Origin of the sequence: Pseudomonas sp. MF5691 (assembly GCF_016405645.1) — a bacterium.
GTDB lineage: Bacteria > Pseudomonadota > Gammaproteobacteria > Pseudomonadales > Pseudomonadaceae > Aquipseudomonas > Aquipseudomonas shahriarae.
Map to the genome: position 1 here is coordinate 22,966 of NZ_JAEKDC010000011.1, position 22,486 is coordinate 45,451.

Below are 22,486 nucleotides of genomic sequence, written 5' to 3' on the forward strand. Positions count from 1 at the left end.
GCTACGGAAAGTAACTGGCAGAAATCGGTAAAGCCCAGGCGCTCGCCATAACCGAGGCTAGGGAACTCAGCCCGCCAAAAAGAACAGCGCCAATTGGCAGTGAATGAGGAAGTGAGTGATGCGAGAACAGAACAAGGCTGCTGCTGTGGATGCTGGTGCCGCTGATGCTGCTGGGGAGCGGCTGCACGTTGAAGTCGGCAAGTTCGCCGCCGCTGCCTGCGGCGATCCCGGAGCTATCAGGCGGTCGGGGCAGATAGCAAATTAACCAATCCTTGGCTGGCTGCAGGTCGAGCATGAGAGTGTCATTCTTCGTAGGGAACGCGGTATTTAGCATCAGCACAAACTGGTACGAATTATCGCCATCACCGACGAAGACGACCGAGGCCTAATCCTACTCACGGCCTGTCAGGACTACATGCGCGAAACAACAGTCTAAAAAGAAGCGAGCCGGGCGGATGCGTTAACATCAAGACCTGCTAGCCATTCGGGACACTAGCCCAGGAAGGTACTCATATAGGTTCGGTAGTACTTACTATTGATATCAAAGGCTAACTTGAAATTTACTTGCCGGCATCTGCCTATTAGCTTGATCGTGACTTTGTGCAAAAACTTTTGAGGATATGGTAGTTGTGAGGTAAATGGTCGCCGTAATAAGAGACCACATCCCCAACGACCATAAACGGTGTAAATCCTTCATAGCCACCTTCTGCGCCTTTATAATTCACATAACCACAGACTCCTTCATAGCTTTTACCACTAGCGAAACGCCCCTTGAATTTATAAATAGTTTCAAATTTCGCGGAGTCGGGGTCTGAAATATGTCTGAGCAGCTTCCTTTTTGCATCGACGATTTCGGTCTTGCTTGCAATAGAGTGCTCGACTGTAGGGGGAGCAGGTGGCGCTGGGGGAGGGAGAAGTCCGCAACCTGTAAGTGCAAGAGTGACAGCAGCTATGGTTATTTTCTTTAACATTTTCCAAAATCCTTTTTCTAGTGCTTTAGCGCAGAATCAGCATCGTAATGTGCTAATTCGATGTGTCGATAGAGATGCACAGCACCGCCTTATCGAATCCTGCTTGGGAATCCATACTGCGACAAGAGTTGTGATTTTTTTGTTCCTGCTTAGTCGCCGAAGCGCATGACCGACTGTATCGCGATGGTATTGGCGTAGAACTCTCTTATGAATAGTACGAATGTGCTAGATGGCCCTTTGCCTCATGTCCAGGGTGTGAAACTATTTTCTTCAAAAATAACGGCAAAGGACCGCCCCTATGATCGCTTTTACAAGGCATCTCCTGCCTGCCGCATTACTGTGTAGTGCCCTCGCTGCCCAAGCGAGCGAAGTGCTGAAGGGCGACTTCTGGGTCGTTCACTACCAGGGTGCCTTGGGCAAGAATCAAGTGTTCATCGCAGACGGCGACCCCACTCACATCGTCAATCGTCCAGGTGGGGCGAAATCATTGGGTGTCTATCAACTTTACGAAGAGCCCGGAAAGCCCGACTTCACCTCTTACGATGTCGAAATCGATTGTGCGAAGAACCGCGTGCGAGTAGTGGGTGCAGCGGATTTCCGCAGCGTGTTCAATGGGTTTCGCGATGCGAAGTATTCCAGACAATGGCAGAGCAAACCTGACGCCTGGCTGATGCAAAGCCGTGACTTTGTCTGTAAGCCGACTGAACGCCAGGCCAAGAAGATGGAGCACTTGGGTGTGATGTCCGCGTCGCAAATGAGCAAGGCAGGGCCGCACTTCTTCGAGATATTGAACCGCGAGGCCGCCAAGACGGCCATCCTGCAGAAGATAGATGAAGGGTTCGCGCAGATGCCTGCCAAGTAACGCGACCTTCAGGGAGAAGACCTTATGAACCGATTGTTTATGTTGGCCTTGCTCGCCACCTTGCTCAGTGGCTGTGCATCATTGTCGGCCAGCAGTACCTGGAAAGATCGCCCGGTGGGCGAACTGATCGACTTCTTCGGTGTGCCAAGGCAGATCATGGTGGCGCCGGAGGAAGATATGGTAGTGCTTAGGTATGTACGTGACAGTAGCTATGTCTCACGTGAAGCAGCGGGTACTTACACGGGGCCGCAGAACGGGCAACTTGTGCACGCAGAATACTGGGAAGACGTACAACACTCAGGCAGTTGCGAGATCAATGTGTTCGTCAACAGAGCGCGACTGGTGCAGAAGGTGCGGACGAAAGGGCGTTGTGTAGCGGTCGAGATGGCACCAGTAAGGTAGCGCATGGGCCACTGGCAAGAAGAGGGGCGGGTCTAACTATACGGAGCGGCCTTGCGAGGTGCAGGATTTTAGCGAATGGCATGAATTCATGCGCGCCTGCGAAGACAAGGTGATGGTAAGCATCAATGATCATCCCGAAGTCCGACGGGTGTTTAAAGGGTTCCGCATGGAGGCGATGGATATCCGTTACAGCAGGGCCAACCCGAGGAAGGGTGTAGCAGAAAAAACAGGCGAGCTGGCTATTATGAACTGGTAATGGTCACTATCAGCGCATTGGTGCAATCAGCTCAGGCCCTTTGCTCCGTACGTTGCCCACGGCTTTCTCGACTTTGAACCATTCGAACACCTCCGATGATTTGCCCTGGTGCAATACCATCTGCTCGGCACGCTCCTTGGGCGTGCCCGGGTCCAGACATTCCCTGGCCAACTCCGGCGTGAGCACCACAGGCCGCCGGTCGTGAAGGTCTACCATGCCGCCGGCGCTGTCGGCGGTGATGATCACAAAGCCGTCATGCTCGCCTTGGCCTTCATCTGCGTCGGGTAGCTGGCCTACGGTCGCGCACAGCACCGGCGCGCCATCTCCATGGGGAATTCGCGGACGTGGGGGCGAACGGTGTTCTTGAAAACCGCTCGGCATATGCTGAGATATGCGGGGCTGCCGATGCCCTGATGAAACGCGGCGCGGTTTCTAGGACCGTCGCCAGCTTTGTGTTGGCCATAGGAATGCCTCGCCACTCACCATGGCCAAAGAGGGCGAGTCGTACGATTTGAAGGTCATGATCACGCTGCACATCCTAGTGCCGGATCTGCCCCCACAGGAAGAGCTGCCGCCACCTGCGCTTGATCCTGTGGTGGCTGCACAAAACCAGATCGCGCACTTGCGAGCCGAGGCGGATTACGCAATCAGGCACCTGCAGGATGCAGTCGATATCGACGACGCTACAGCGCCAGAGCTGACGACCCTCAAGGCCTGTAAGAAGTACCGCGTGGTCCTGAGCCGCGTGCCTGAGCAGGAAGGGTACCCGCTCGCAATTGATTGGCCCGCCGCGTCCTAGTACCGCGCTGTTGATCTCGGAACTCAGGTGTGGCAACGGCGGTTTCAAAGTATTTCGTACAGGCCCTGGGCGATTATTAAACAGCGTTACTGGATCACGGAAAGCGCTTTTTTTACAAGTTGCGATCACACGCAACTCAAGGCGGTGAAACGGTAATCACCGTGAAACCGGTGAACTTGCCGGGTGTGACTGCTCCCGTGGGGGTACTCAGTGTCGAGGTAATGTCTAATTTGCTGGTTTGACCATCAGTAACATTCACATTGATGCCTCTAGTCGCGTCCTTGCCATTTACGGTGATCTTTGAGAATAGAGTCCAATAGTCGTCGAGTTGCACGCCTAAAGAGTTTGTCCTGGATGCTGAAACTGTAACGTTAGTTGAGCCTCGGCACTGCAAATCGAGCTGGGTTGAAGCCTTTGCTCCTGATAATTTATTGTCGGGAAGGCTTCCATGGTCAATAGTGGCATTCCCCGATATTTCGCATTGAACTGCTACAGGGCCAACTCTGGCGCATGGCCCGAAAGGATTATAGGCGCCGCCGACACTGGGGCCGACTCGGGAGTACGTAAATGTTATGCAGATATTATTATCGGCATATTGACGAGGAACTAGAATCGATCCACTTAGAGGGATTCTAAATCCTTTCATCTGTAGGTCTGAGAGTAATTGGCCCAAAGTAGACGCGCCATGGCGAACAGGTACCTCCCAAGAGTTGTACTCTCCTACATAGATAATCGAATATGGCTGCAGCGCAGCAATGCCAATTGTGCATAAAGTTAATTGTGGGTCGTCGGATGCGCAAGGGCTCGGGCTGGTGTCGCCAGTTGTCCACCCGCTTACTAGGAAATAATAGCGCACCCCGCCCGATTCTATACGACTGTCTGTTGTGGTGAGGGTGTAGTAGGCCTGTGCTTGTAACGCTGAGGCCCATAATAGTATCCCAGCGAAAACTTTTTGCAGCACCGTTACGGAAATTTTTTTCATGTTGATTACTCGTAACTTAGGGAAAAAGTAAGAGATGCTTCAAAATCACCAAGCCCTAGGGCGTGATTAGCAAGTGCCTTGGGCTCGCCTTGCAGGTAAGTATTGAAGCTGAGCAAATTGTCGCCGATAGTTAGCGGCCCCATGCGGTGAGTCTTGTTCAATGGCAGGGCAGTGCCACTTTTAGTTTCCAGCCCGACCAGCAGACCTTTTACTGTGGCGCTTTGAAGCACCAGCAGCCCGGGAGGCTCTTTGCTTTCATTGCCGCTGAAGGTGATGCTGACCATACGTTTGCCGACATCCGGGTCACAGTTGGTCAGGTGTAGTTCAATCGGGAGACCCTTAGTTCTGCCGTTGAGATAAAGATCCTTGTCGATTACGGTGCTGAAGTCCCGCAGAATCTCCCTGTCATTCTCCGCGAGCACACAAGGTTCATTAACCAACGTGCCAGAAAAGTACAGGTTGTCCGGTGTCGCCTGCGCTGCAGGCAACCATAGGCTTACAACTAACCAGGCACTTAAGGTGGTCGTGTACTTACCCATAGATACTCCTAGTATAGTTCGGCCATCAAAAGCGCTGAGGCGGTAAAGTCAGTGCTGGGCAACTGAGCAGCGGGGAGCTTTACCGGTACGGCTTCGAGCAGCGGTGGCGTCGATGCGCTGACATCGATCTCTCGAGATTCGTTCGGAATCAGCACCGTGCCACCGAGCAGTACTTTGATGCCTAGGTTGTCCACCGAGGTCTTCAGGGCAGTAGGCTCGAAGTCTGCGTACGCTCCTTTGAGAGTCAGGCGCATGTGCCAGGCGATACCAGTGCCAGCCGCACCCGGACATTCGATCTGATAGGCGATCGCCTGGCGATAAAGCTCACCATCAATGCGATTGACGGCGATATTGCGCTCGAAGTGCACATCTATACGGCCACCCTTATTGCTAATAATACAGACGGGGGGCGCCAGCAAATTTCCGGTGAACTGCAGATTGTCTTGGCCCAGACTCGGAAAGCTTAGGGCGGTGAACCATAGTGCCGCTAACATGTAACCTAGTGTCTTCATTGATAGTCGACCACAAGGGTTGCGCCAGCTCTAAACGGACCCGCCTTGATCTCGCTGTTCTGGCGTTTAACCAACACCGCTTGCAATAATGGCTGCCTGCGAGAGTCAAAGTTTGCCCAGGTGTTGATTGCCAGCGGTTCACCGTCTTTTGTTAACGCGATGCCGAGGTTTTCATACCCTGGGACTCTCAGCAGCGTGGAGTTGAAACCCGCGTCGTTACCGCGGATCTGCAGGCGTAGATCATTTGTCAACGAGCGTGTGCAGTCGAGGGAGTAGCCCAGGGTGATAGTTTTGTAATGTCCATTGATGCCCGTGGTCTGCACATCGCCAAACGACTGAGTAATAGGTTCGTTTTTGTTAATAACACAAGGAATTGCGGCATATACAATACCTTGAATTCTTACTGCCCGCTCGTTAGCGGGAGAAGTAGATGCATAAGTAACTAGCACGGCGAGAAGTGCAGTTTTTCCAACTTTCATCGCGGGAAATTCAATCATACGTCAGGTACACATTTAGACTGGCGCGAAAGGCGCCGGGGCGCAAAGCGGCTGCGGTACGTTCAGGACGGATGTAGTACGTCAACTGGCTCTCTCCAGGCGAGACGAACCAGGCCGGTGCGGTGCGGCCTAGGCGTACGTCGTTGCCTTGGACATCGAGTACACGCAGGCCGAAGCCCTCGGCGCCAACCACCTTGATCAGGTCGGGGGTATCGGCATCCGCGACCGCGTTGAAGGCCAGCGTAGCCACCGGTTCAATCGCGCTCCAAACCAGCGTGCCTTGCTGATCATCACGTCGACCACCATCGCTACGCACACAGCCTTGCAACTTGAGCTGCATGGCCACCGGAGCGCCCTGATCGCCAATGCGTGAAAGGCGCGCAGTGCTCAGGTCTCCCAGCGACAAGGTCTGATAGGCGGAGCTCGGATCTAGGTAACAGGCGCTCTCAAGCAAGTTCCCGGTGACTTGGAGTTCGGCCGTCTGTGCAGGAATGCCAGCGGCGTGAGACCAGGTCCAAACACTGGCGTTGCACAGCAAGGCTACCAGGCATCTACGTGTTGCGAGCATCGTGATTTGCCCTCACTTGAACAGGTCATGGCTCGGTGTCAGCGGTTGTTGGCAACGGCGCTGGCGGTGCAGGTACCTGCGGTGCAGCTGAACTGCAGCTGCGGGCGGCCACCGAAATCATTTACGTAGGTCAATACAGGTTTGTCGCCCAGTGACTTGCTGCTGACACCCAGATCCAACTGACCTCTGGGGGTGATCATCAAGGGCTTGAAGTCCGTTGCGCTGGCGGTTTTGAGGTCGGGCGTGGCATCGATCACGGTGATGTAATAAGGCGTCGGGTTGTTCACTAAATAGCGGTCGTTCTGGCGGGTAAGCGTCAGTTTTTCCTGCCAGGGGGCTTCATTGAGACCGGCTTTTGGAGCAATAGCCACGGGGCGATAGAAAAGCTTCACTCGCGTTTGCAGCGCGATCTGCAAAGTGTTTGGTTTATCGCTGCGCGGCGGCACTTCGCGAAGGTTGAAGTAGAACAGTGATTCGCGATCCTGGGGCAGTTGGCCCAGTTCAGGCAGACCTTGAATTTTCACCTGGCTGGTGGTGCCGGCTTCCAGGCGCTGGATTGGAGGCAGTACCACCAGGGGGCTGGTGATCTTCTCGGACTGTTCGTTTTCAATCCAGGCCTGGGCCAAATAGGGCAGTTGGGTATTCTGGTTGCTGACGCTGAGGCTGACCGATTTCTCGCTGCCGGTAAAAATCACCCGGGTACGATCAAGCGACACGGCGGCTTGGCAGGTCTGTGCGGTGCACGCGCCGATCAAAACGAGCAGGGGCAGAGTGTTGCGTTTGAAGCGAGCTTTCATAGAGGTACCTATTGCAATAAATTAAGCGCCAGCGTTATCCACGTCGCTGACTGGCCGGCACATCAGCTCCAGTTGTCGCTCAAGCGATGTAACCCGGTCGGGTAGGGTGAAGGTGCATCGTGCGCTGCCATCCCAATGCAGCGACATGGTTTCGCCTGGCTTTATGCCGCTTAGGTAAGTCGATCCTTCTTCACCGACAATGCCGGTTTCCTGGCCGCGGCTGTTCTGGGCGGTTGCGCCAAAGGGCGGAGCGCGGCGGTTTGCCATGCGAATGATGACCATGGACTTGTAGCCGGCAATAACGTCAAAGCGGCGATAGCCAATCGCGCCCTCGGTCAGGGTCGCCTGGGTGACTGATTGGGTGGCTTCGACGTCGTCGGCCAAGCTGTCCAGAACTATGTTGGCCTGATTCCGGTAGTAGCTGTTCACGTCGCTAATCACAGCCTTGCCGAAACGGTTGGTGCGGGTGACCCCGCCGCTGCCGCGCACCGGTACGCCGGCTACGCCCTGGGTATCAACCAGAAGCCGGGTGCCACCCATGAGGCTGCTACGGTGCAGGGCCGCGCCTTCACCGGTCAGGGTTGCTCCGCCTTGCAAAGACAGGCTCGCCGAGGTGTACTCGCCGGTCTGATAGCTGGCACTGGCCGTTACCTGAGCCTCATCACCATCATGAGAGAGGAAGCCGCTGGCCGTTTCACCGCTTGAGGCCTTGCCTGCGCTGAGCATGTAGTGGTTACGATCATCGATGCGGTCGTAGTAACTCAAGCTATGGCTGCTTTGCCCCTGGTTTACCGATGAGCTGTAGCTGAATGAGCCATTGCTGCCCCAGGGAATGCTGACCGACAGGTAAGCGCCGTCATCTGAGGTGCCGCTGGCCTTGTTCTGGTATGCGGTGAGCGACAGGCTGAGGTTCTTCAACCCTCCCACGTTGAAATAGCGTGACAACGACAGGCTATAGCGATCGCTCGCCTGGCTGTTCCAATAGGTCTGGTGGTTGTAGTTCAAGTACACGCTCAGCGCGGAATCGCGAAACTGTTTGCTTAATGTCGCGGTATACATTTCCTTGCTCTGGTTCAGTGGCTGGCCACCTCGCCGGGCTTCGATGAATTCGTTCATGCTCATGTAGCTCTCTTCGGAGAACCGGTAGCCGGCAAAGGTGACCTGGCTGTCGTACTCGTCGAAGCGTTTGGAGTAACTGGCGCGGTAGGATTTACCGCTCAATGTGTCGCGCTCCGGCAACGTCGCTCGCGACTGTGTAACGTCGACGGACAATGCACCGAACGCCATGAGGTCACGGCCTACACCCACAGCCAGCGAACCGTAGTCCTTGGCGCCGAGGCCACCGCCATACAGCGACCAACCGTTGCTCACCCCCCAGGAAAACTCACCGGTGGCGAATGCCGGGCCATCAAGCTGATGCTCCCAATCAGAGGGTTTGCCGGCAGCTAGCTTGTAGCGCACCGAACCCGGACGGGTCAGGTAGGGGATGCTGGCGGTGTCCATCTGGAATTCTTGGACGCTGCCATCCTGTTCTTCGACGCGCACGTCAAGTTGGCCAGAGACCGCATCGTTGAGGTCTTGGATGCGAAAAGCGCCTGGTGGTACCTGGGTGTCGTAAAGCACTCGGCCTTGCTGGCGAATTACCACGCGCGCGTTGGTGCGGGCTACACCGCTGATTTCTGGGGCATAACCTCTGAGGTTGGGGGGCAGCATGTTGTCGTTACTGCTCAGGTTGCCGCCGGTGTAGCGGAAACTGCCGAACAGGTTCGAGTCCAGGTAGTCCTCACCGAGGATCAGGTTCGAACGTAGCGACGGCACAGCGCGCAAAGCGTAAAAGCGACTCCAGGCAAATTGCTGCTGTGAAGGTTGGTCGGCGCTGCGTTGCATCTGGCTTTGCCAGTCGCCGCGCAAGCGCCAGGCACCCAGGTTGATACCGGCGGTACCATTGCCGCTGAGGTTATCGGTGCGTCCTTTACCTTGTTTGCGTTCGGTGGTCTGGGCGTTGAGGTTGTAATCGAACAGCACGCCGGCGATGCCGTCGTCCCAGCGTGAAGGCGGATCCCAATTTGCCGCCGTGTACTCCAGTTGGTCCTGGGGAATGCTCACGTACAGTGCCGAAGTACTCAGGCTGCCACGTGCCTGCATGCCAGGAACACTACTGAGGTTCAGACAGGCGCCGTCGTGCCACCAGGTCAGGGACTTTAGGACGTGCTCTTTCAGACCCAGTTCCTTGACCAAGGCTGGGGAAAGACAGGCGACGCTGCTTTTCGGATCGTCGTCGGCCGGGAGGTAATCGATCGGGAATTCCGTCAATGTATCGCGGTTCATGTGGACCATCAGGCTGTACTGGCCGGGCATAATGAAGTTGGCCGATGCAAACACTCCAAGATCAAGGTTCTCGCGATCTTTGAGGTCCAATACCTCGGTGTTGAATTGGAATTCTTCGGCTCCATTTACCCACGTCGCGACACAACACAACGCCGTAGCAGCCAATGCCTTACGGTGATCCACGTGACTAAATCCTTGAGCGAAACTGCGCACTGGGTAACTGCAGTTCAGAAGTGCTGAATACTCAGCTTAATCGTGGCGTGATAGTCGCCCGCTTCCAATGTATGTCCACTGCCGACGAGTGACAGCGAGTAGTTAAGAGTCAGCATGTCGGGAGACATACTGCTGTGTTGTAGTAACATGCCGGGTGAAACTAACTTTCCTTCCTGGTCTTTGATTTGTAAGGCAATGCCCTGTGCGACGCCTTGAACACTGAAGTATTTACCATTGGACTCACCTTCAAATGTTAATTGGAAACGCTGCGAAGGTTCAGTGTTGTCGTTCGTACGGTAAGTAATGCAGTCATTTATAAAAATATTAAGGGGTTGTTTAGATGTAGTATCGCCATTGATTAAACCGTGAAGCGCTGTGGGCTTAAATGCAATCGTCTGGCTATCATTACCCATACGGATAGTGCAGGCGCTATCGACAATGCTTCCGGTCATCTGCACTCGCCCCTTGAGCCCAGTAGTCATCACCGGCTCGGCCAAACAGACAGACCCGCCCAAGGTGCAAAGGGCCAGGGTGACCAGCAATGCGGTTGAACGACTCATCTACGCCTCCGCAAAGTTCTCCGCAGCACGCAGCAAGTGCTGCGGAGTCCTCAGTGACAAAATCCGTTACTGATATGCGAGGGTGAAGTTGGCGAAAGTCTCGAAGTTACCCGGTACGATTTCGGCTGCGGCAGCTTCGCCGCCACCTTCCGCAGCAAGCATGTCGCCCTGCAGATAAGCATTGAATTGCAGGTAGGTGTCGCCATTGGACAGCGACTGCGCAGGCGAAGCACTGCCCAGTTTGATGAGCGCGCCGGAGTGATCGGCAATGGCCAGGCTTGCACCTTGGGCAGTGCCTTTCAGCGACAGCAGGTCCGGGTTCGACGAGGGCGAACCGGTGAAAGTTGCCGTCGCAGACTTCAGAGCGCCCAGGTCACAGCCGCGCAATTCAATTTTGAAAGGAGTCGGGTTGGATTTGCCGCCGTTTTTCAGGGTTACGTTGGAGATTTGATCCATGTCGACAGTCTGGTACTGCGACTCTTGAGATATTGAACACGGCGAATCGATAATCGCGCCCTTGAAGGTAATCACACCGTGACCCTGATCTTTGGCAACACTGACAGCAGAAGTGGCAGCCAAGGTGATTGCCATTATCGCGCCAGCCAACGTACTAACTTTCATTTGAAACTCCTAAATTGATGTTGGTGTCCTTGAAGGGGACTCAATTGAACTCTCTTTGCGCCGGGGTATCGCCGTACCCTTGAGCTGGAGCCAGTTTAGGAGTGACAGGGGAAGAAATGAGTAGGACGTTGCCTATGCATGATAGGGAAATTTCCTACAAATTTGCTGGTTGGCAGTTAGGGAATCAATGCATTGCGCTTGGCGAACTCGGCCAGATCGACCAGCGAGGCGGCGCCTAGCTTTTGTAGCAATCGGGTTTTATAGGTGCTAACAGTTTTATTGCTGAGAAAGAGCATTTCACCAATCTGCTTATTGGTGTACCCCTGGGCCAGGTGTTGCAATACCGTCACTTCACGGTCTGTTAGGGACTGAATTTGTTCAAGCTCAGTAAGTTGTTCTGCTGAATTGACGCTGTCAAAGGACAGAGAGGGGAAGAAGCTATAGCCGGCGTCTACGGCTTTGATCGCGTTGATCAGGCTGCCCAAGTCTTCTTCTTTATTGACGAAGCCACGAGCGCCCAGCTGGATGCAGCGCCGGCACACTGAATCGGCGGGTTGAGAGGTCAATATTAGAATCTCGCTGCGTACATTCAAGGCTTTGATTCTAGAGATAACGGTATAGCCATCCAGCTTTGGAATGCCAATGTCGAGGACAACCACTTGTGGTGTCAGGTCGCGCACGAGTTGAACAGCGTCGATACCATTGTCTGCTTCGGCGACCACACGCATACCGTGCTTTTCCAGCAGGACCCGGACGGCAAGTCGAATGACCGGGTGATCGTCAACTATAAGAACGCTATGCATAATGTGAGTTCTACCTTGAAAAAACGTTTGTTACGAAGCGGTGTAGTCTCGGCGATATAAGGTTAACACCATTAGCTATTAGCGGCAGAGCTGTAAGTGCAGGATAGTGCTGCCTTAGGAAATTTCCCAGTGCGCATAGGAAAAGTCTCATGGAGATGTAGGAAGCGCTCCTTGCAGACTGTTCGTCCTTTAATTGCGTGCGTGTAGACCTGCAATGCAAGATTTGACTGTTTTGGTGCTGGAGGATGAGCCCTTTCAGCGCCTTGTCACCGTAACCGCGTTGGAAAAGGTGCTTCAGGGACCCATTCTGCAAGCTGCTGGTGGAGAAGAAGCGATTGCTGTCCTGGCCGCTTGTGACGCTGTGGACATCGTCCTCTGTGACCTGAAAATGGCGGGCATGGATGGCCTGGCGTTCTTGCGTCATGCCAGCAGCAGCGGCAAAGTCGGTGCTGTGGTGTTGTGCAGCGAGCTGGATCCGGTTCTACGTCAGGGCACAGTCGCGATGATTCACTGCCTAGGTCTTACTTTTCTGGGCGACCTGGGCAAGCCGTTCAATCTTGATGGGTTTAGCCTATTGGTTAAACGGTACCGGGAATACTGCAGCAGCATTCCCAGACTGTCGCCAGCAGAATTGCCGACCTTGGGCGACGTGCAACGCGGCCTGGATAACGGCGAATTTGAAGCCTACTACCAACCCAAAGTTACTCTCGAGGGCCAACTGCTGGTCGGAGCAGAAGTTTTGGCGCGTTGGACGCACCCGCAGTGGGGCGTTTTATTGCCGGCGCATTTTTTGCCCGTCATGGAAGAACACAATCTGGTCGATAGGATGTTCTGGCAGCTTTTTGACCAGGGCCTGGCCCTGCAGCAAAGACTGGCTGTACAAGGACGGGTGATTAACCTGGCGTTCAATCTGCATCCCGCACAACTGGCGTGCACCGGGCTGGCGGAGCGCATTGCCGTGTTGCTCAAGCAATCGCAGGTGCCAGCGGTCAGCGTGATGTTCGAAATCACTGAAGTCGGTGTCGTGAGTGCGCCGGCCAGTAGCCTGGAGAACTTGGTGCGGCTACGTATGCTTGGCTGTGGCGTAGCCATGGATGATTTTGGCGCTGGTTATTCTTCGCTGGACCGGCTCAGTGAGCTGCCGTTCAGCGAGATCAAGCTCGATCGGGCGTTTATACGCAAGATGCAAAGCCAGCCAAAAAGCGCCGCAATCATCAGTTGTTCTGTTGCGTTAGCCCGAGCGTTGGGGGTCTCGCTGGTTATCGAAGGTGTAGAGACCACCGAGCAACAGGTACGTCTCATTGAGTTGGGCGCCACCCTTGCCCAGGGCTTTCTTTTTGCACGCCCCATGCCGGAAGCTCATTTTATAGACTTCTGTACCGTTCAGGCGGGTTGGGACCGTTGAGGATTGAACGACAGAGGCGACTTTGAACTATTATTGCCTCATCCATGACGGCCCTCCAGTATCATGCCGGGCTCTTGAATGAACGGCCTTCAGCCAACGGATTCCCGTACTTCAGGCATTTTCGGTCTCCTATTTCATATGTATCTACGTCCATTCTGTCTGTCCATCGGGCTGTTTTTGGGGGGCGCCCCGGTGATGGCTACATCATTACCTCCAGCCCCGCAGGTACTGTCCAGCCAACTGCGTATCGATCGTCCCGATCTGGCTGTTTCTGGCGAAGATTGGCATTGGCTGCGGCACAAGGCCGAGCTCAAGGTCGGCGTATCGGCAGCCGCGTCCGCGCCGTTTTCGATCAATGCCCAAGACAACCTGTACGAGGGCATCAGCGCCGATGCAACTGCTCTGGTCGCGCAGCTATTGGGCTTGCAGGTGAAGGTCTTGGCCTTCGCCAATGAGCAGGATGCGCACAAGGCATTACAGGCCGGTAGCGTTGATGTGATCAGTGTTCACGGCAGCACCAGGCCACGCCCGAACCTGCTGCTGAGCATTCCCTATGCCGAGGATAGGCTGGCGGTTTTCAAACGCAGTACCGAACCTAGGCATTCACCCGTTGATCTTGCTGGCTTGCGCGTAGCGATCACCGAAGAACACAGCGACGAGCTCAAGCAGCGCTACCCGCAGGCCGATTTGCGGGTGTATGCCAAGCATGATGAGGCGATTGCCGCTGCAGCCTTTGGCCAAGCTGACGTTTATCTGGACGATCTGTACAGTGCCTACTACCGGATCAACCACTCCTACTATGGTTACTTGCGCTTTGAGCGTTTCAGCGACCTACCGGTAGGCGGTTATGGTTTTGCCTTGCGCACGGATAACTCGCGCTTGCAGCGGCTCATCAATGTCGCCATCGAGGCTATCGGTGACGATACGTTGCGTAACCTGTCCAAGCGCTGGGTCGGCAACAGCTTTATTCCAAGTGAAGAACCCTTAGACCTCACCGTAGAGCAGTTACGCTGGATCCAGCGTAACCCAGTGGCGCGACTGGTAATCAATGATGACATGGCGCCGGGTGCCTACTTCGACTCGAACGGCGTATTTTCCGGTGGGTTCGCTGACTTGCTCGAAGTGATAACCCTAAATACGGGCCTGCATTTTGAGGTTGTTTTGCGCAGCGGCGGTTACCCGCAGATGATCGAAACGTTGAAAAATAACGAAGCTGATCTGGCCTTGATGACCGCCAGCCTTGAGCGTGAAGCGTTCCTGCGTTTTTCCAGGCCGCTGGATACCAGCCCCTTTGTGTTGCTTAGCAGCAAGGAACAGCAAGGCAAGCTGGAGAGCCTGGCCGACAAGCGTGTGGCGATTCCTACTGGGCACGTGGGCTCACAGCAACTGCGCAAGCGCTACCCCGAAGCAGTGATAATTGACGCTGGCACCACGCTGGATACGATGAACTTGCTCTATGAAGGCAAGGTCGATGCCGCCATTGTGGCGTTGCCTGCAGCACGTTATTACAAGGAGCGTTTGTTTCGCGATAAATTGGCGATCAACCAGGTGATTGATGTCGGGCCTGCCACGCTCAACTTTGCGATGCGACGAAGTGATGTCGAACTGCAATCCATTATCAACAAGGTCATGCAAAGCATCGCCCCGGATGAGATCAATGCGATTTCCAATCGCTGGCGTTCACCACCAGGGATGAGCGGCCAGACTTGGGTCGATTACCAAAGGGTTATCATCAACATCGTCGCGGTTGCGGTGTTGTTGCTTTTGCTGTCGTTGGTCTGGGTGGTGTATCTGCGTCGCCAGATTAAAGTCCGGGCAAGGGCAGAGCGGTTGCTCAGCGATCAACTGCAGTTTGTCGAAACACTGACTGATTGCATGCCGCCGCCGCTGTATGTGCGTGATCTCAAGGGACGCATGCTCTCGTGCAACCGCAGCTACTTGAAGAGTGTCGGCCTGAGCGCCGAGCAGGTGCTGAACAAAACGGTGCGTCAGCTACCCAAGGAAAACTTCGAGAGCCTCCCGGACTTTCATCGCAACTACTTTAAGGCGATGCGCGACGGCCAGACGATCGAGTCGGTGCATGCCATTCAGCTCCAGGGTAGGGAGGCGTGGATCAACCACTGGGTGCAACCGTTCCAGGACCCCAAAGGTGAGATAAAGGGGGTTATTTGTGGCTGGTTAGACATCACTGAGCATCGTCAGTTGGTGGAGCAGTTACGAGAAGCAAAAGCCCTCGCGGATGATGCCAGCCGTGCCAAGACCAGCTTTCTGGCGACCATGAGCCACGAAATTCGCACGCCAATGAACGCCGTAATCGGCATCCTTGAGCTGGCACTTAAGCGCGCCGAAAGTAAGCCGATTGACCGCGCGAGCATTGAAATCGCCCACACTTCGGCAAAAAGCCTGTTGGAGTTGATCGGCGATATTCTCGACATCGCCCGCATCGAATCCGGACGTCTCAGTCTGTCGCCCAAGCGTGCCAACTTGCGTGAACTGATCGAGTCGGTGGCCAGGGTGTTCGAGGGGCTGGCTAGGCAAAAGCGCTTGACCCTCATCCTTGACATCGATTCGAGCATTAACTGCGATGTGCTAGTCGATGCCCTACGCTTCAAGCAAATCCTCTCCAATTTGATCAGCAATGCCATCAAGTTCACCGAAGAAGGCTCGATCACGATCAGTATTTCCGGGTTCTTGGTCGATGCCAGCCTGCTTAATGTTCACCTCAGTGTGGAAGACACCGGTGTAGGCATAAGTCCTAATGATCAGCAACGCTTGTTCAGACCTTTCGTTCAGGCGCAGCGCAATGTGCAACAGACCGAAGGGACGGGCCTGGGACTAGTGATCTGTCGTTCGCTGTGCGAAATGATGGGCGGCCATGTCACTATGAGCAGTGCTTTAGGCCGTGGAACGAAGATAGAAGTAGAGCTGCATTTACAGGTATTAGAGCGCATCAACATCACGCAGTTACCCGCGTTACCCTTGGCTCATCAACGTTACTGCTTGCAAGTTCTGGTGGTAGATGATCACCAAGTCAACCGCCAAGTATTACACCAACAACTGGAATTCTTGGGTCATGATGTCTATGAGGCAGAAGACGGGCAGCGTGCCTTCGACCGCTGGGGCGAGCACTCTTTCGATGTTGTTATTACCGATTGTCATATGCCAGTCATGAGTGGTTCGGACCTTGCACTAGCCATACGCAGAGTCGAACAGGAGCAAGGACTAGAGCCCACGATGATTATTGGCCTTACGGCCGATGCGCAGCCGGAAGAAATAGAACAGTGTATAAAAGCGGGCATGAATGATTGTCTCATCAAGCCTATCGGTCTTGATGAGTTGGACGCGAGATTGTTGGGGCTACAACAGAATCGGGATGCAGAGAACGAGTGTCCTGCGACGACATTGCCACTGATGGCATCCGATTCACTACAACTGGTAGATCTGGGACCTCTGGAGTTGCTCCTCAATAATGACCCGGTAAAGTTTCGTGAAATACTGGATGAGCTAATCAATAATAATCGCAAAGATTATCAGTTGCTGAGAGTCCTACTTCAGAATGGTGAGACGGATAAGTTAGGGGAGTTGGCTCACAGAATTAAAGGCGCTGCGCGTGTGGTTAAAGGAGAGCAACTGGTCGAGTCTTGCCGGCGTATGGAGTTGGTATGTGCTGATGCACAGGCTTCGTCTGAAGAGCTCAACCAGGCGTTGAGCGAGATGGAGTTTTCCATACTCCAATTGGAGCGGGTACTTGCAGCTCTTTGAACGGAAATTGTCTCTAGGACTGCTTATGTCGCGCTGAGCTTCTTGAATAAATCTGTAATCCACGTCGGTATCCATTCCGTTTTCAAACTGCGGAACACTCGCTCCATCGGCGCATTGTCCCGGCAATTTCCCCTGCGGCTCATGCTCTGGCGCATTCGATAATGCCCACAGCCGCTGGCGAAATAAACGACTTGCATACTGGGCTGCAGCTCCGATTGGCGCAGCTTTTTGAAGGCAAACAATTTGTTTGCCAGCATGAGTCGCCGAGGTAACTGTCATGAAAACGCCGTGGCCGAGAGCTTTTTCCGTAAGCGTTCGGCAATTACACCTTGCTCTTGGGTATTGGCATAGCGGCGATCAGGCTGCCCACCTTATCCTCCATCCTGTTACCGCCCCAACATCAGATGACTACGCCTGAAGTCTTTTCGTGGAAGTCGATGGATTTCAGCGAGCGTTGGTTAACATAGAAAAACTCTAATTCACGCATACGGATTTTGGTGTTTACGCGATCAGTAGTGGAAGCAGGATAGCCTCCTGCTTCCACGAGTGGATTGCTAGTTAATGGGTTTGCTGATCAATCCCGGCCTGTAACGCCTGGCTATCACTGTGCCCGCCGACCCTCAGCGGTCCAAGGTTGAAGGCTTGATCCTTACGTATGGCGTCGTCCTGTTTCTGGGTCAATTCGTCCTTGGCGCCCAGCACCAGGTTGACCGGTGACTTCGACAGGTTCAGCCCGACATCCGCTCGGTAATCGCTGCCGGCCAACGTCGTTGCCGTGACCTTGGAACCACCCAGGTCGACCTTGCCCTGGTCCGCGCTGATCCGGGCGCCAGTCAGGTGGGTTTCGCCACTCACCTGCAGGTTGACGCCTTGCGTGCGGATGCCCGACGCTTGAGTGACGCTGTCTTTCACCACATGGCTGACGTCCAGGTTCAACGTCGGGGTGTAGGACGTGTTGCCGCTCTTGTCGCCGAACAGCACGTTTTCGGTGGTATTGGCCACCGAACTGCCGGTGGTGTTTTTGCCGTTGACGGCGTAGCTGTCAGTGGTTTTTGGCCAGGCCTTTTCCTTGAGGTCGGACAGGCGAGTGCCCACGGCATCCTTCTTGTCCGCCAGGTAAGCCTTGGCTTTGTCCACGCTCGTACCGAAGGCGCCGCGGGGCTCGGGGTTCACGTCGTAGCTACCGCTGCGGGTGAGTTTTTCGCCCAGGCGTTCCTTGGCGTTGCCAACGCTGTTGACCACGCTGTCCTTGGCCGAGGCCAGGTGCTCGGTGCCCTTGTCCACGGCGTTCTCGAGCTTTTCGCGGTGCTTGTCAAACGCGCCCTCGGCCTTGGCTTGCACCTTGTCCTTGAGCGGGCCGCTGGCCTTGGCCAGTTTGTTGACCACGCCGGGTTGGTTTTTCTCGACATCAAGCTTGGCGTCGACGTTGACCTGGGTGCTGCTGACTTGATCCTTGCGGCTCTCGACGACGAGATCGCCGCCGACATTGCCACTGACCTGATCCGCTTCAATTCGCGCGCCGGCCAGGTGGGTGTCACCGGCACTGTTGATCACCACCTTATTCGCCTTGATCAGGCTGTCGTGCTGGGTGGTGCCTTGCAGGTGATCCACGTCGACCTTGGCCCGCGCATTGATGCCGTGCTGGGTCTTGGGGGTGTCATGTTCACCGGCGTCGGCCAGGGTGGTTTTGCCGCCGCTGCCGCCTGCGCCCAGGGTCACGCCCCAGCTCTTATGCGCCTGGGTCGATTGCGCCGACTCTTGCAGGATGCCGCCGTTTTGCGCATCCAGATTGACGCTGTCAGCCACTACCTGAGTGCCTTGCAGGTGGATCGCATCCGCCGCGTTGGCGCCGCTGGTGAGGCTCACCTTGCCGTTGCTGTGCAACTGCCCGCCGCTAACGCCTTGGTCGTTTTCGGCGACTTTGCCGATGTTGAAGTTGGCGCTCAGGCTGCCGGTGGTGCCGCTGCTTTCAGCGCTGCTGGTCTTGCTGGCCCCGACCGTCAGGCCGCCGCCCAGGTTGCTGCCGCTGCTCACGTGCGTAGCGGTGGCCGCTTGCAGATTCAGCTTGCCGCCAGCGTTGAGGCTGATGTCACCGGTCTTCGCGGTGCTGCTGCCGACCTGAGTACCCTGCAGGGTCATGTCGCCACCGCTGCTGAGCTGGATCGGGCCGTTGCCCTGCAGCGTCGCGACACGCGCCTGGCTGTCCTGGGTGTTCAGGCGCTTGTCGTCCAGTTGCACGCCGGCACCGAGGCTGGCGTTCGTACCGTTGCTGCCCGGGGCCGTGCCCACGGTCATAGAACCGCTGCCGCGCAGGCTGTTACTGGTGTTGCTCTGGGTATCGTTGGCCTGGTTCAGCGCCAATTCGCCACCGGCTTTGAGGTTGACGCCCGCCTGGCCGCCGTTGAATTGGCTGCCTTCATAACGCGCGTCGCCTTGGGTCTCGATGTTCACACCCTGGGCCCCGGCGTAGCTGCCGACCACCGCCGTGCTGCTGGATTCGCGCCCATCGCTGCTGCCGCCTGCGCCATTGCCGCGCACGTTCAAGTCTTCACCGGTGGTGGTGTAGACGCGCACGCCCACTTTGGCGTCAACGCCTTGCTCGCTGCTGGTGTGGGTGTTGGCGGCCGCCGTGGCGAGGTGCTCGCCGGCATTGATCTTCAGCCCGCCCTCACTGGCGCGGTACTGGGTGCCTTCATCTTTCACGGTGTTGGCGACATTGACCTGCACCGTGCTACCGCTGAACTGGCTGACCACGGCGGTACTGTCCTGCTGTGTGCGGGTCTTGTTGGTATGGCCGACTTCCACATCGAGCCCGACATTCGGTTGCTCGAAGGCATCCAACAGGCCGGGCTGATGGAATTTGGCCTGGGCCACGCCGTCGACGGCTTTTTCGATCGGCCGGGTGATGCCTTTGTATTCAACATTGGCGCCGACGTCAGCGGTCCAACCGTTCTCTTTGTGGGTGCCGGTCTCGGTGTTATGCGCCGCCTGGTTATCGACCTGCGCCGCGTTGACCTGCAACTCAGAACCGGCCTTCACCTGCGCGCCCTGGCTGGTCAGGGTGTTGCCAGCGTTGATCGTCAGCGTGCCGGCCGACGCCACGCTGCTGGTTTGCGCGGTGGTTTTGTGGCTGGTGTCAGTGCTGCTCTGGTGGCTGAACTGCGCACCATTGCCGGCTCGGTCCAGGCCGCCGGTGTAATACACGCCGCCAGCGGTGGTGGTGGTGTCGGTTTGGCTACGGGTGCTGTCATCGGTCGCCAACAGCTCGACGTTTTTGCCGCTCACGGTCGCATCGCCCTGGGTCGCCTTCAGCTCGGAACCCTTGATGCTCACGTCGCCACCGGCCGTGACGGCCAGGCTGCCGCCGCTGAGGCTGGAAGCTTGCTGCTGGGTGGTGTCGGTCTTGCTGGCGTGCTGCTGGTCTGCATAGTTCACACCCGCGCGGTACTGATGCGTGCCGTCGGCGGTTTCCTTGGCGTAGCCATCGAAACCCCGCGTGTGAGTGCTGGTACTGGTGTGAGAGGTGTTTTCAGCCGAAGCGACTTTGATGTCACCCTTGGCATTCGCTTGCAGTTCGCCTGCCGCAGAGACCTTGGAGCCGCTGACGCTGATGTCCTTGGCGCTTTGCAGTTTGAGGTTGCTGTCCGAGCGCAGGTTGCTGGCGACGACGGTGCTGTCCTTGAGGTTCTTGCGGCTTTCATCCTTGGAGATACCAAAGAACTTGCTGTCGTTGCTGTAGCTATTGTCGTGGGAGGTGTCTTGCACGCCGTCGATCACCAGCGAGCCTTTGTCGCTGATGACGCTGGCCTGTTGGCCACCACGCGCCTGGCTGCCGCTGATGCGCACGTCGTCCGCCTTGACGATCAGCTTGCCATCGGCGTTGACCTTGCTGCCGGTGTTCAGGGTCTTGCCCTTATCGCCATCGCCGTTCTTGCCGAAGAAACTGCCGCCAGTCAGGTCGCCGGAGTAAGCGTTGTCGCTGCTGCTCTGGGTACGGCTGGCGCTGGTGATGTCGACTTGCCGAGCGGCCAATTGAATATCGCCCGCAGATTTCAGTTCGGCGCCTTGCAGTTGCAGTTTTTGCTGGCTGGTCAGTTCCAGGGCTTTGCCGGCCTTGAGGCTGCTGGTGACGCTGCGCTGTTCGCTGCTGGACTTGTCCCAGTTGGCTTTCCACAGGTGCTTGCGGTGGTTGCCCTGGTCGCGGGTTTCGTGGGTCTCGGTGGCGGCGCTCAGTTGCAGGTCGGCGCCGCTGTTGACGCGCAATGCGTCGCCTGCTTCGACCTTGCTGGCCTTGATCTCGGTGTTGGCGCCGGACGACAGCGTGGCATTTTGTTGTGCGACGACGTTGTTGGCGTGCTGACGCGAGTCCTTGTCGGTGGTGGTGCGGTCATAGGTTTCGTAGGTGAACAGGAAGTTGCTGTTGTTCCACTGCTCACGTTTTTCCTGAAGCTTTTTGCTTTCCAGGCTGCTGAGGGTGAGGTTGCGGCCGGCGTCGAGCTTGACGTTGCGTCCGCCGACGTCGGTGGCGGCGAGGCTCAAGTCTTTGGCACTGTGCAAGTAGACATCGCCCTGGCGGCTCTGCACACCGGCGCGGGTGGCGTCGAGGCTGTTGGCGTGGACCTGGCCGCTGATATCGAGGTCGCCGGCCGAGCTGACCTTCACCCCATCACGGCCCTCGACTTGCACCGCGCCCACGCGCACCCCGGCACCTTCGGCGGTGCTGATGATGTTGATACGGCCGGCCTGCATTGCCCCGAACAGGCGGGCGTCGATACGCTGGTCCTGGGTTTTGCTCGCCGGGTCGACCTGGCGCACCTGGCCGCTGGCGTAGTCGACCTGATTGCGGCCGACCGTGAGGTTCAATTGGTCACGCGCACTGAGGCGTCCCTCGCTGTCGATACGCGGCGCGATCAGGTTGATCGACCCCGCGCCGTTTTGCAGGCCCTGGCCCTGCACCGTCAGGTGGCCGCTTGCATCGCGAGTGTTCAAGCCTTGCAGCTTGCCGTCGTTGAGCTCAGGGCGGCCCACTACGAGGTTGGCATTTGGGGTGTTGATGAAACTGCCGCCGTTGACGGAAATGCCATTGGGGTTGGCCAGCACATAATCGGCAGCCCGGCCAAAAACCTCCTGAGCGCCGTTGATGGCCGAGGCGTTGCGGCTCACCACTTCGTTGAGGATCACGCTCGCCGCCTGGCCCTGGAACTGCGGGTTGGCCGCCAGCTGCCCGGCGAGTTGCGATTGACCAGCTTGCAAGGCGTTGTTCAACACCACGCCCTGACGGTCGACGTTGTAGTCCAGGAACTGGTTATGGGACAGGCCGCCGGCATTCGGCGCGACGATGTTGACGATGGGCACGCCGCCCTGGTTTTGCAGCTGCGGCGTACCGCCAGGCCCTTCGACGACGGTTAAGCCACCGGCCAGGACCAGCTGCGGCAGCAGGAACAGGCTGGCGATGGCCCAGCGCAGTTTGCCCTGGGGTGAAAGGTGAAATGTATGGGTGTCAGTCGGCATAAATAAATTCGCTCTGTGTTGGCTGATCCGCGACGTGCGTTGTTCGTTGCAACGCTGCTGTGGTGGTCAGGTACGGCGGTTAACTCAGGCTAAACAGG

19 protein-coding genes and 2 pseudogenes are annotated in these 22,486 nt (G+C 56.3%); 6 read left to right on the forward strand and 15 right to left on the reverse strand.

Annotated elements, in window-relative coordinates; all coding sequences use genetic code 11:
* Position 1: 1 nt before the first annotated feature.
* Both JFT44_RS29170 and JFT44_RS16830 read right to left on the reverse strand, forming a co-directional pair.
* Positions 2 to 295, reverse strand: coding sequence for a hypothetical protein (locus JFT44_RS29170; RefSeq protein ID WP_198799544.1), 294 nt, complete (start codon positions 293 to 295; stop codon positions 2 to 4).
* Positions 296 to 581: 286 nt separating this feature from the next.
* Positions 582 to 971 carry a hypothetical protein gene (locus JFT44_RS16830; RefSeq protein ID WP_198830931.1) on the reverse strand — a complete coding sequence of 130 codons (390 nt, stop codon included), beginning with the start codon at positions 969 to 971 and terminating at the stop codon, positions 582 to 584.
* A 298-nt stretch (positions 972 to 1,269) separates the two neighbouring features.
* Between JFT44_RS16830 and JFT44_RS16835 the strand changes: the two genes are divergently transcribed.
* The 3 genes from JFT44_RS16835 to JFT44_RS16845 all read left to right on the forward strand — a co-directional run bounded on the left by JFT44_RS16835 (position 1,270) and on the right by JFT44_RS16845 (position 2,491).
* Positions 1,270 to 1,833 (forward strand): hypothetical protein, encoded by a 564-nt coding sequence (locus JFT44_RS16835; protein WP_198830932.1) that lies wholly within the window; start codon positions 1,270 to 1,272, stop codon positions 1,831 to 1,833.
* Between the two features lie 24 nt (positions 1,834 to 1,857).
* On the forward strand, positions 1,858 to 2,235 hold the full coding sequence (locus JFT44_RS16840; RefSeq protein WP_057960160.1) for a hypothetical protein: 378 nt from the start codon (positions 1,858 to 1,860) through the stop codon (positions 2,233 to 2,235).
* A gap of 88 nt (positions 2,236 to 2,323) precedes the next feature.
* Entirely contained in the window at positions 2,324 to 2,491 is a 168-nt protein-coding gene (locus tag JFT44_RS16845; protein ID WP_178118132.1) for a hypothetical protein, read from the forward strand.
* A 9-nt stretch (positions 2,492 to 2,500) separates the two neighbouring features.
* On the opposite strand, the pseudogene JFT44_RS16850 reads toward JFT44_RS16845, so the two are convergent.
* Positions 2,501 to 2,815 (reverse strand): annotated as a pseudogene (locus tag JFT44_RS16850) (SOS response-associated peptidase family protein); the annotation flags it as partial.
* Positions 2,816 to 3,011: 196 nt separating this feature from the next.
* Between JFT44_RS16850 and JFT44_RS16855 the strand changes: the two are divergent.
* Positions 3,012 to 3,290: a tail fiber assembly protein gene (locus JFT44_RS16855; protein WP_198830933.1), complete on the forward strand. Its 279-nt coding sequence runs from the start codon at positions 3,012 to 3,014 to the stop codon at positions 3,288 to 3,290.
* A 136-nt stretch (positions 3,291 to 3,426) separates the two neighbouring features.
* On the opposite strand, the gene JFT44_RS16860 is transcribed toward JFT44_RS16855, so the two are convergent.
* The 10 genes from JFT44_RS16860 to JFT44_RS16905 form a co-directional block, all read right to left on the reverse strand.
* Positions 3,427 to 4,272, reverse strand: a complete 846-nt coding sequence (locus tag JFT44_RS16860; RefSeq protein ID WP_128593367.1) for a hypothetical protein — start codon at positions 4,270 to 4,272, stop codon at positions 3,427 to 3,429.
* 5 nt (positions 4,273 to 4,277) lie between these two features.
* Complete coding sequence (locus tag JFT44_RS16865; RefSeq protein WP_057960158.1) at positions 4,278 to 4,811, reverse strand: fimbrial protein; 534 nt, start codon at positions 4,809 to 4,811, stop codon at positions 4,278 to 4,280.
* Positions 4,812 to 4,819: 8 nt separating this feature from the next.
* Entirely contained in the window at positions 4,820 to 5,323 is a 504-nt protein-coding gene (locus JFT44_RS16870) for a fimbrial protein (protein WP_081044281.1), read from the reverse strand.
* Positions 5,320 to 5,820: a fimbrial protein gene (locus JFT44_RS16875; RefSeq protein ID WP_081044280.1), complete on the reverse strand. Its 501-nt coding sequence runs from the start codon at positions 5,818 to 5,820 to the stop codon at positions 5,320 to 5,322. Before JFT44_RS16875 ends, JFT44_RS16870 begins: the two co-directional genes overlap by 4 nt.
* Positions 5,813 to 6,388, reverse strand: a complete 576-nt coding sequence (locus tag JFT44_RS16880) for a fimbrial protein (RefSeq protein WP_081044279.1) — start codon at positions 6,386 to 6,388, stop codon at positions 5,813 to 5,815. Before JFT44_RS16880 ends, JFT44_RS16875 begins: the two co-directional genes overlap by 8 nt.
* 38 nt (positions 6,389 to 6,426) lie before the next feature.
* Positions 6,427 to 7,185 (reverse strand): fimbria/pilus periplasmic chaperone, encoded by a 759-nt coding sequence (locus tag JFT44_RS16885; RefSeq protein WP_169990223.1) that lies wholly within the window; start codon positions 7,183 to 7,185, stop codon positions 6,427 to 6,429.
* A gap of 21 nt (positions 7,186 to 7,206) precedes the next feature.
* A complete protein-coding gene (locus tag JFT44_RS16890) occupies positions 7,207 to 9,696 on the reverse strand; it encodes an outer membrane usher protein (protein ID WP_198830934.1) in 2,490 nt (829 codons plus the stop codon).
* Positions 9,697 to 9,740: 44 nt separating this feature from the next.
* Positions 9,741 to 10,286 (reverse strand): fimbrial protein, encoded by a 546-nt coding sequence (locus JFT44_RS16895; protein ID WP_057960153.1) that lies wholly within the window; start codon positions 10,284 to 10,286, stop codon positions 9,741 to 9,743.
* 66 nt (positions 10,287 to 10,352) lie between these two features.
* A complete protein-coding gene (locus JFT44_RS16900; protein WP_057960152.1) occupies positions 10,353 to 10,907 on the reverse strand; it encodes a fimbrial protein in 555 nt (184 codons plus the stop codon).
* Positions 10,908 to 11,083: 176 nt separating this feature from the next.
* Positions 11,084 to 11,710, reverse strand: coding sequence for a response regulator transcription factor (locus JFT44_RS16905; protein ID WP_057960151.1), 627 nt, complete (start codon positions 11,708 to 11,710; stop codon positions 11,084 to 11,086).
* A gap of 214 nt (positions 11,711 to 11,924) precedes the next feature.
* On the opposite strand from JFT44_RS16905, the gene JFT44_RS16910 reads away from it, so the two are divergent.
* Positions 11,925 to 13,115, forward strand: a complete 1,191-nt coding sequence (locus JFT44_RS16910; protein WP_057960150.1) for an EAL domain-containing protein — start codon at positions 11,925 to 11,927, stop codon at positions 13,113 to 13,115.
* A 138-nt stretch (positions 13,116 to 13,253) separates the two neighbouring features.
* The gene (locus JFT44_RS16915) at positions 13,254 to 16,877 is read left to right on the forward strand and encodes an ATP-binding protein (RefSeq protein ID WP_374068246.1); all 3,624 of its coding nucleotides are present in this window, start codon (positions 13,254 to 13,256) and stop codon (positions 16,875 to 16,877) included.
* A 21-nt stretch (positions 16,878 to 16,898) separates the two neighbouring features.
* Here the strand turns inward: JFT44_RS16915 and JFT44_RS16920 are convergent.
* Positions 16,899 to 17,081 (reverse strand): annotated as a pseudogene (locus JFT44_RS16920) (IS3 family transposase); the annotation flags it as partial.
* Positions 17,082 to 17,435: 354 nt separating this feature from the next.
* Positions 17,436 to 22,388, reverse strand: a complete 4,953-nt coding sequence (locus tag JFT44_RS16925; protein ID WP_198830935.1) for a hemagglutinin repeat-containing protein — start codon at positions 22,386 to 22,388, stop codon at positions 17,436 to 17,438.
* Between the last annotated feature and the right edge of the window lie 98 nt (positions 22,389 to 22,486).

What these genes read in the sequence shown, in the direction of transcription:
- JFT44_RS16865 (WP_057960158.1), bottom strand. Translation starts at nt 4,811, where the DNA reads ATGGGTAAGTACACGACCACCTTAAGTGCCTGGTTAGTTGTAAGCCTA.
- JFT44_RS16905 (WP_057960151.1), bottom strand. Translation starts at nt 11,710, where the DNA reads ATGCATAGCGTTCTTATAGTTGACGATCACCCGGTCATTCGACTTGCC.
- JFT44_RS16925 (WP_198830935.1), bottom strand. Translation starts at nt 22,388, where the DNA reads ATGCCGACTGACACCCATACATTTCACCTTTCACCCCAGGGCAAACTG.
- JFT44_RS16840 (WP_057960160.1), top strand. Translation starts at nt 1,858, where the DNA reads ATGAACCGATTGTTTATGTTGGCCTTGCTCGCCACCTTGCTCAGTGGC.
- JFT44_RS16845 (WP_178118132.1), top strand. Translation starts at nt 2,324, where the DNA reads ATGCGCGCCTGCGAAGACAAGGTGATGGTAAGCATCAATGATCATCCC.
- JFT44_RS16855 (WP_198830933.1), top strand. Translation starts at nt 3,012, where the DNA reads ATGATCACGCTGCACATCCTAGTGCCGGATCTGCCCCCACAGGAAGAG.
- JFT44_RS29170 (WP_198799544.1), bottom strand. Translation starts at nt 295, where the DNA reads ATGCTCGACCTGCAGCCAGCCAAGGATTGGTTAATTTGCTATCTGCCC.
- JFT44_RS16910 (WP_057960150.1), top strand. Translation starts at nt 11,925, where the DNA reads ATGCAAGATTTGACTGTTTTGGTGCTGGAGGATGAGCCCTTTCAGCGC.
- JFT44_RS16875 (WP_081044280.1), bottom strand. Translation starts at nt 5,820, where the DNA reads ATGATTGAATTTCCCGCGATGAAAGTTGGAAAAACTGCACTTCTCGCC.
- JFT44_RS16900 (WP_057960152.1), bottom strand. Translation starts at nt 10,907, where the DNA reads ATGAAAGTTAGTACGTTGGCTGGCGCGATAATGGCAATCACCTTGGCT.
- JFT44_RS16870 (WP_081044281.1), bottom strand. Translation starts at nt 5,323, where the DNA reads ATGAAGACACTAGGTTACATGTTAGCGGCACTATGGTTCACCGCCCTA.
- JFT44_RS16885 (WP_169990223.1), bottom strand. Translation starts at nt 7,185, where the DNA reads ATGAAAGCTCGCTTCAAACGCAACACTCTGCCCCTGCTCGTTTTGATC.
- JFT44_RS16830 (WP_198830931.1), bottom strand. Translation starts at nt 971, where the DNA reads ATGTTAAAGAAAATAACCATAGCTGCTGTCACTCTTGCACTTACAGGT.
- JFT44_RS16895 (WP_057960153.1), bottom strand. Translation starts at nt 10,286, where the DNA reads ATGAGTCGTTCAACCGCATTGCTGGTCACCCTGGCCCTTTGCACCTTG.
- JFT44_RS16835 (WP_198830932.1), top strand. Translation starts at nt 1,270, where the DNA reads ATGATCGCTTTTACAAGGCATCTCCTGCCTGCCGCATTACTGTGTAGT.
- JFT44_RS16880 (WP_081044279.1), bottom strand. Translation starts at nt 6,388, where the DNA reads ATGCTCGCAACACGTAGATGCCTGGTAGCCTTGCTGTGCAACGCCAGT.
- JFT44_RS16915 (WP_374068246.1), top strand. Translation starts at nt 13,254, where the DNA reads ATGTATCTACGTCCATTCTGTCTGTCCATCGGGCTGTTTTTGGGGGGC.
- JFT44_RS16860 (WP_128593367.1), bottom strand. Translation starts at nt 4,272, where the DNA reads ATGAAAAAAATTTCCGTAACGGTGCTGCAAAAAGTTTTCGCTGGGATA.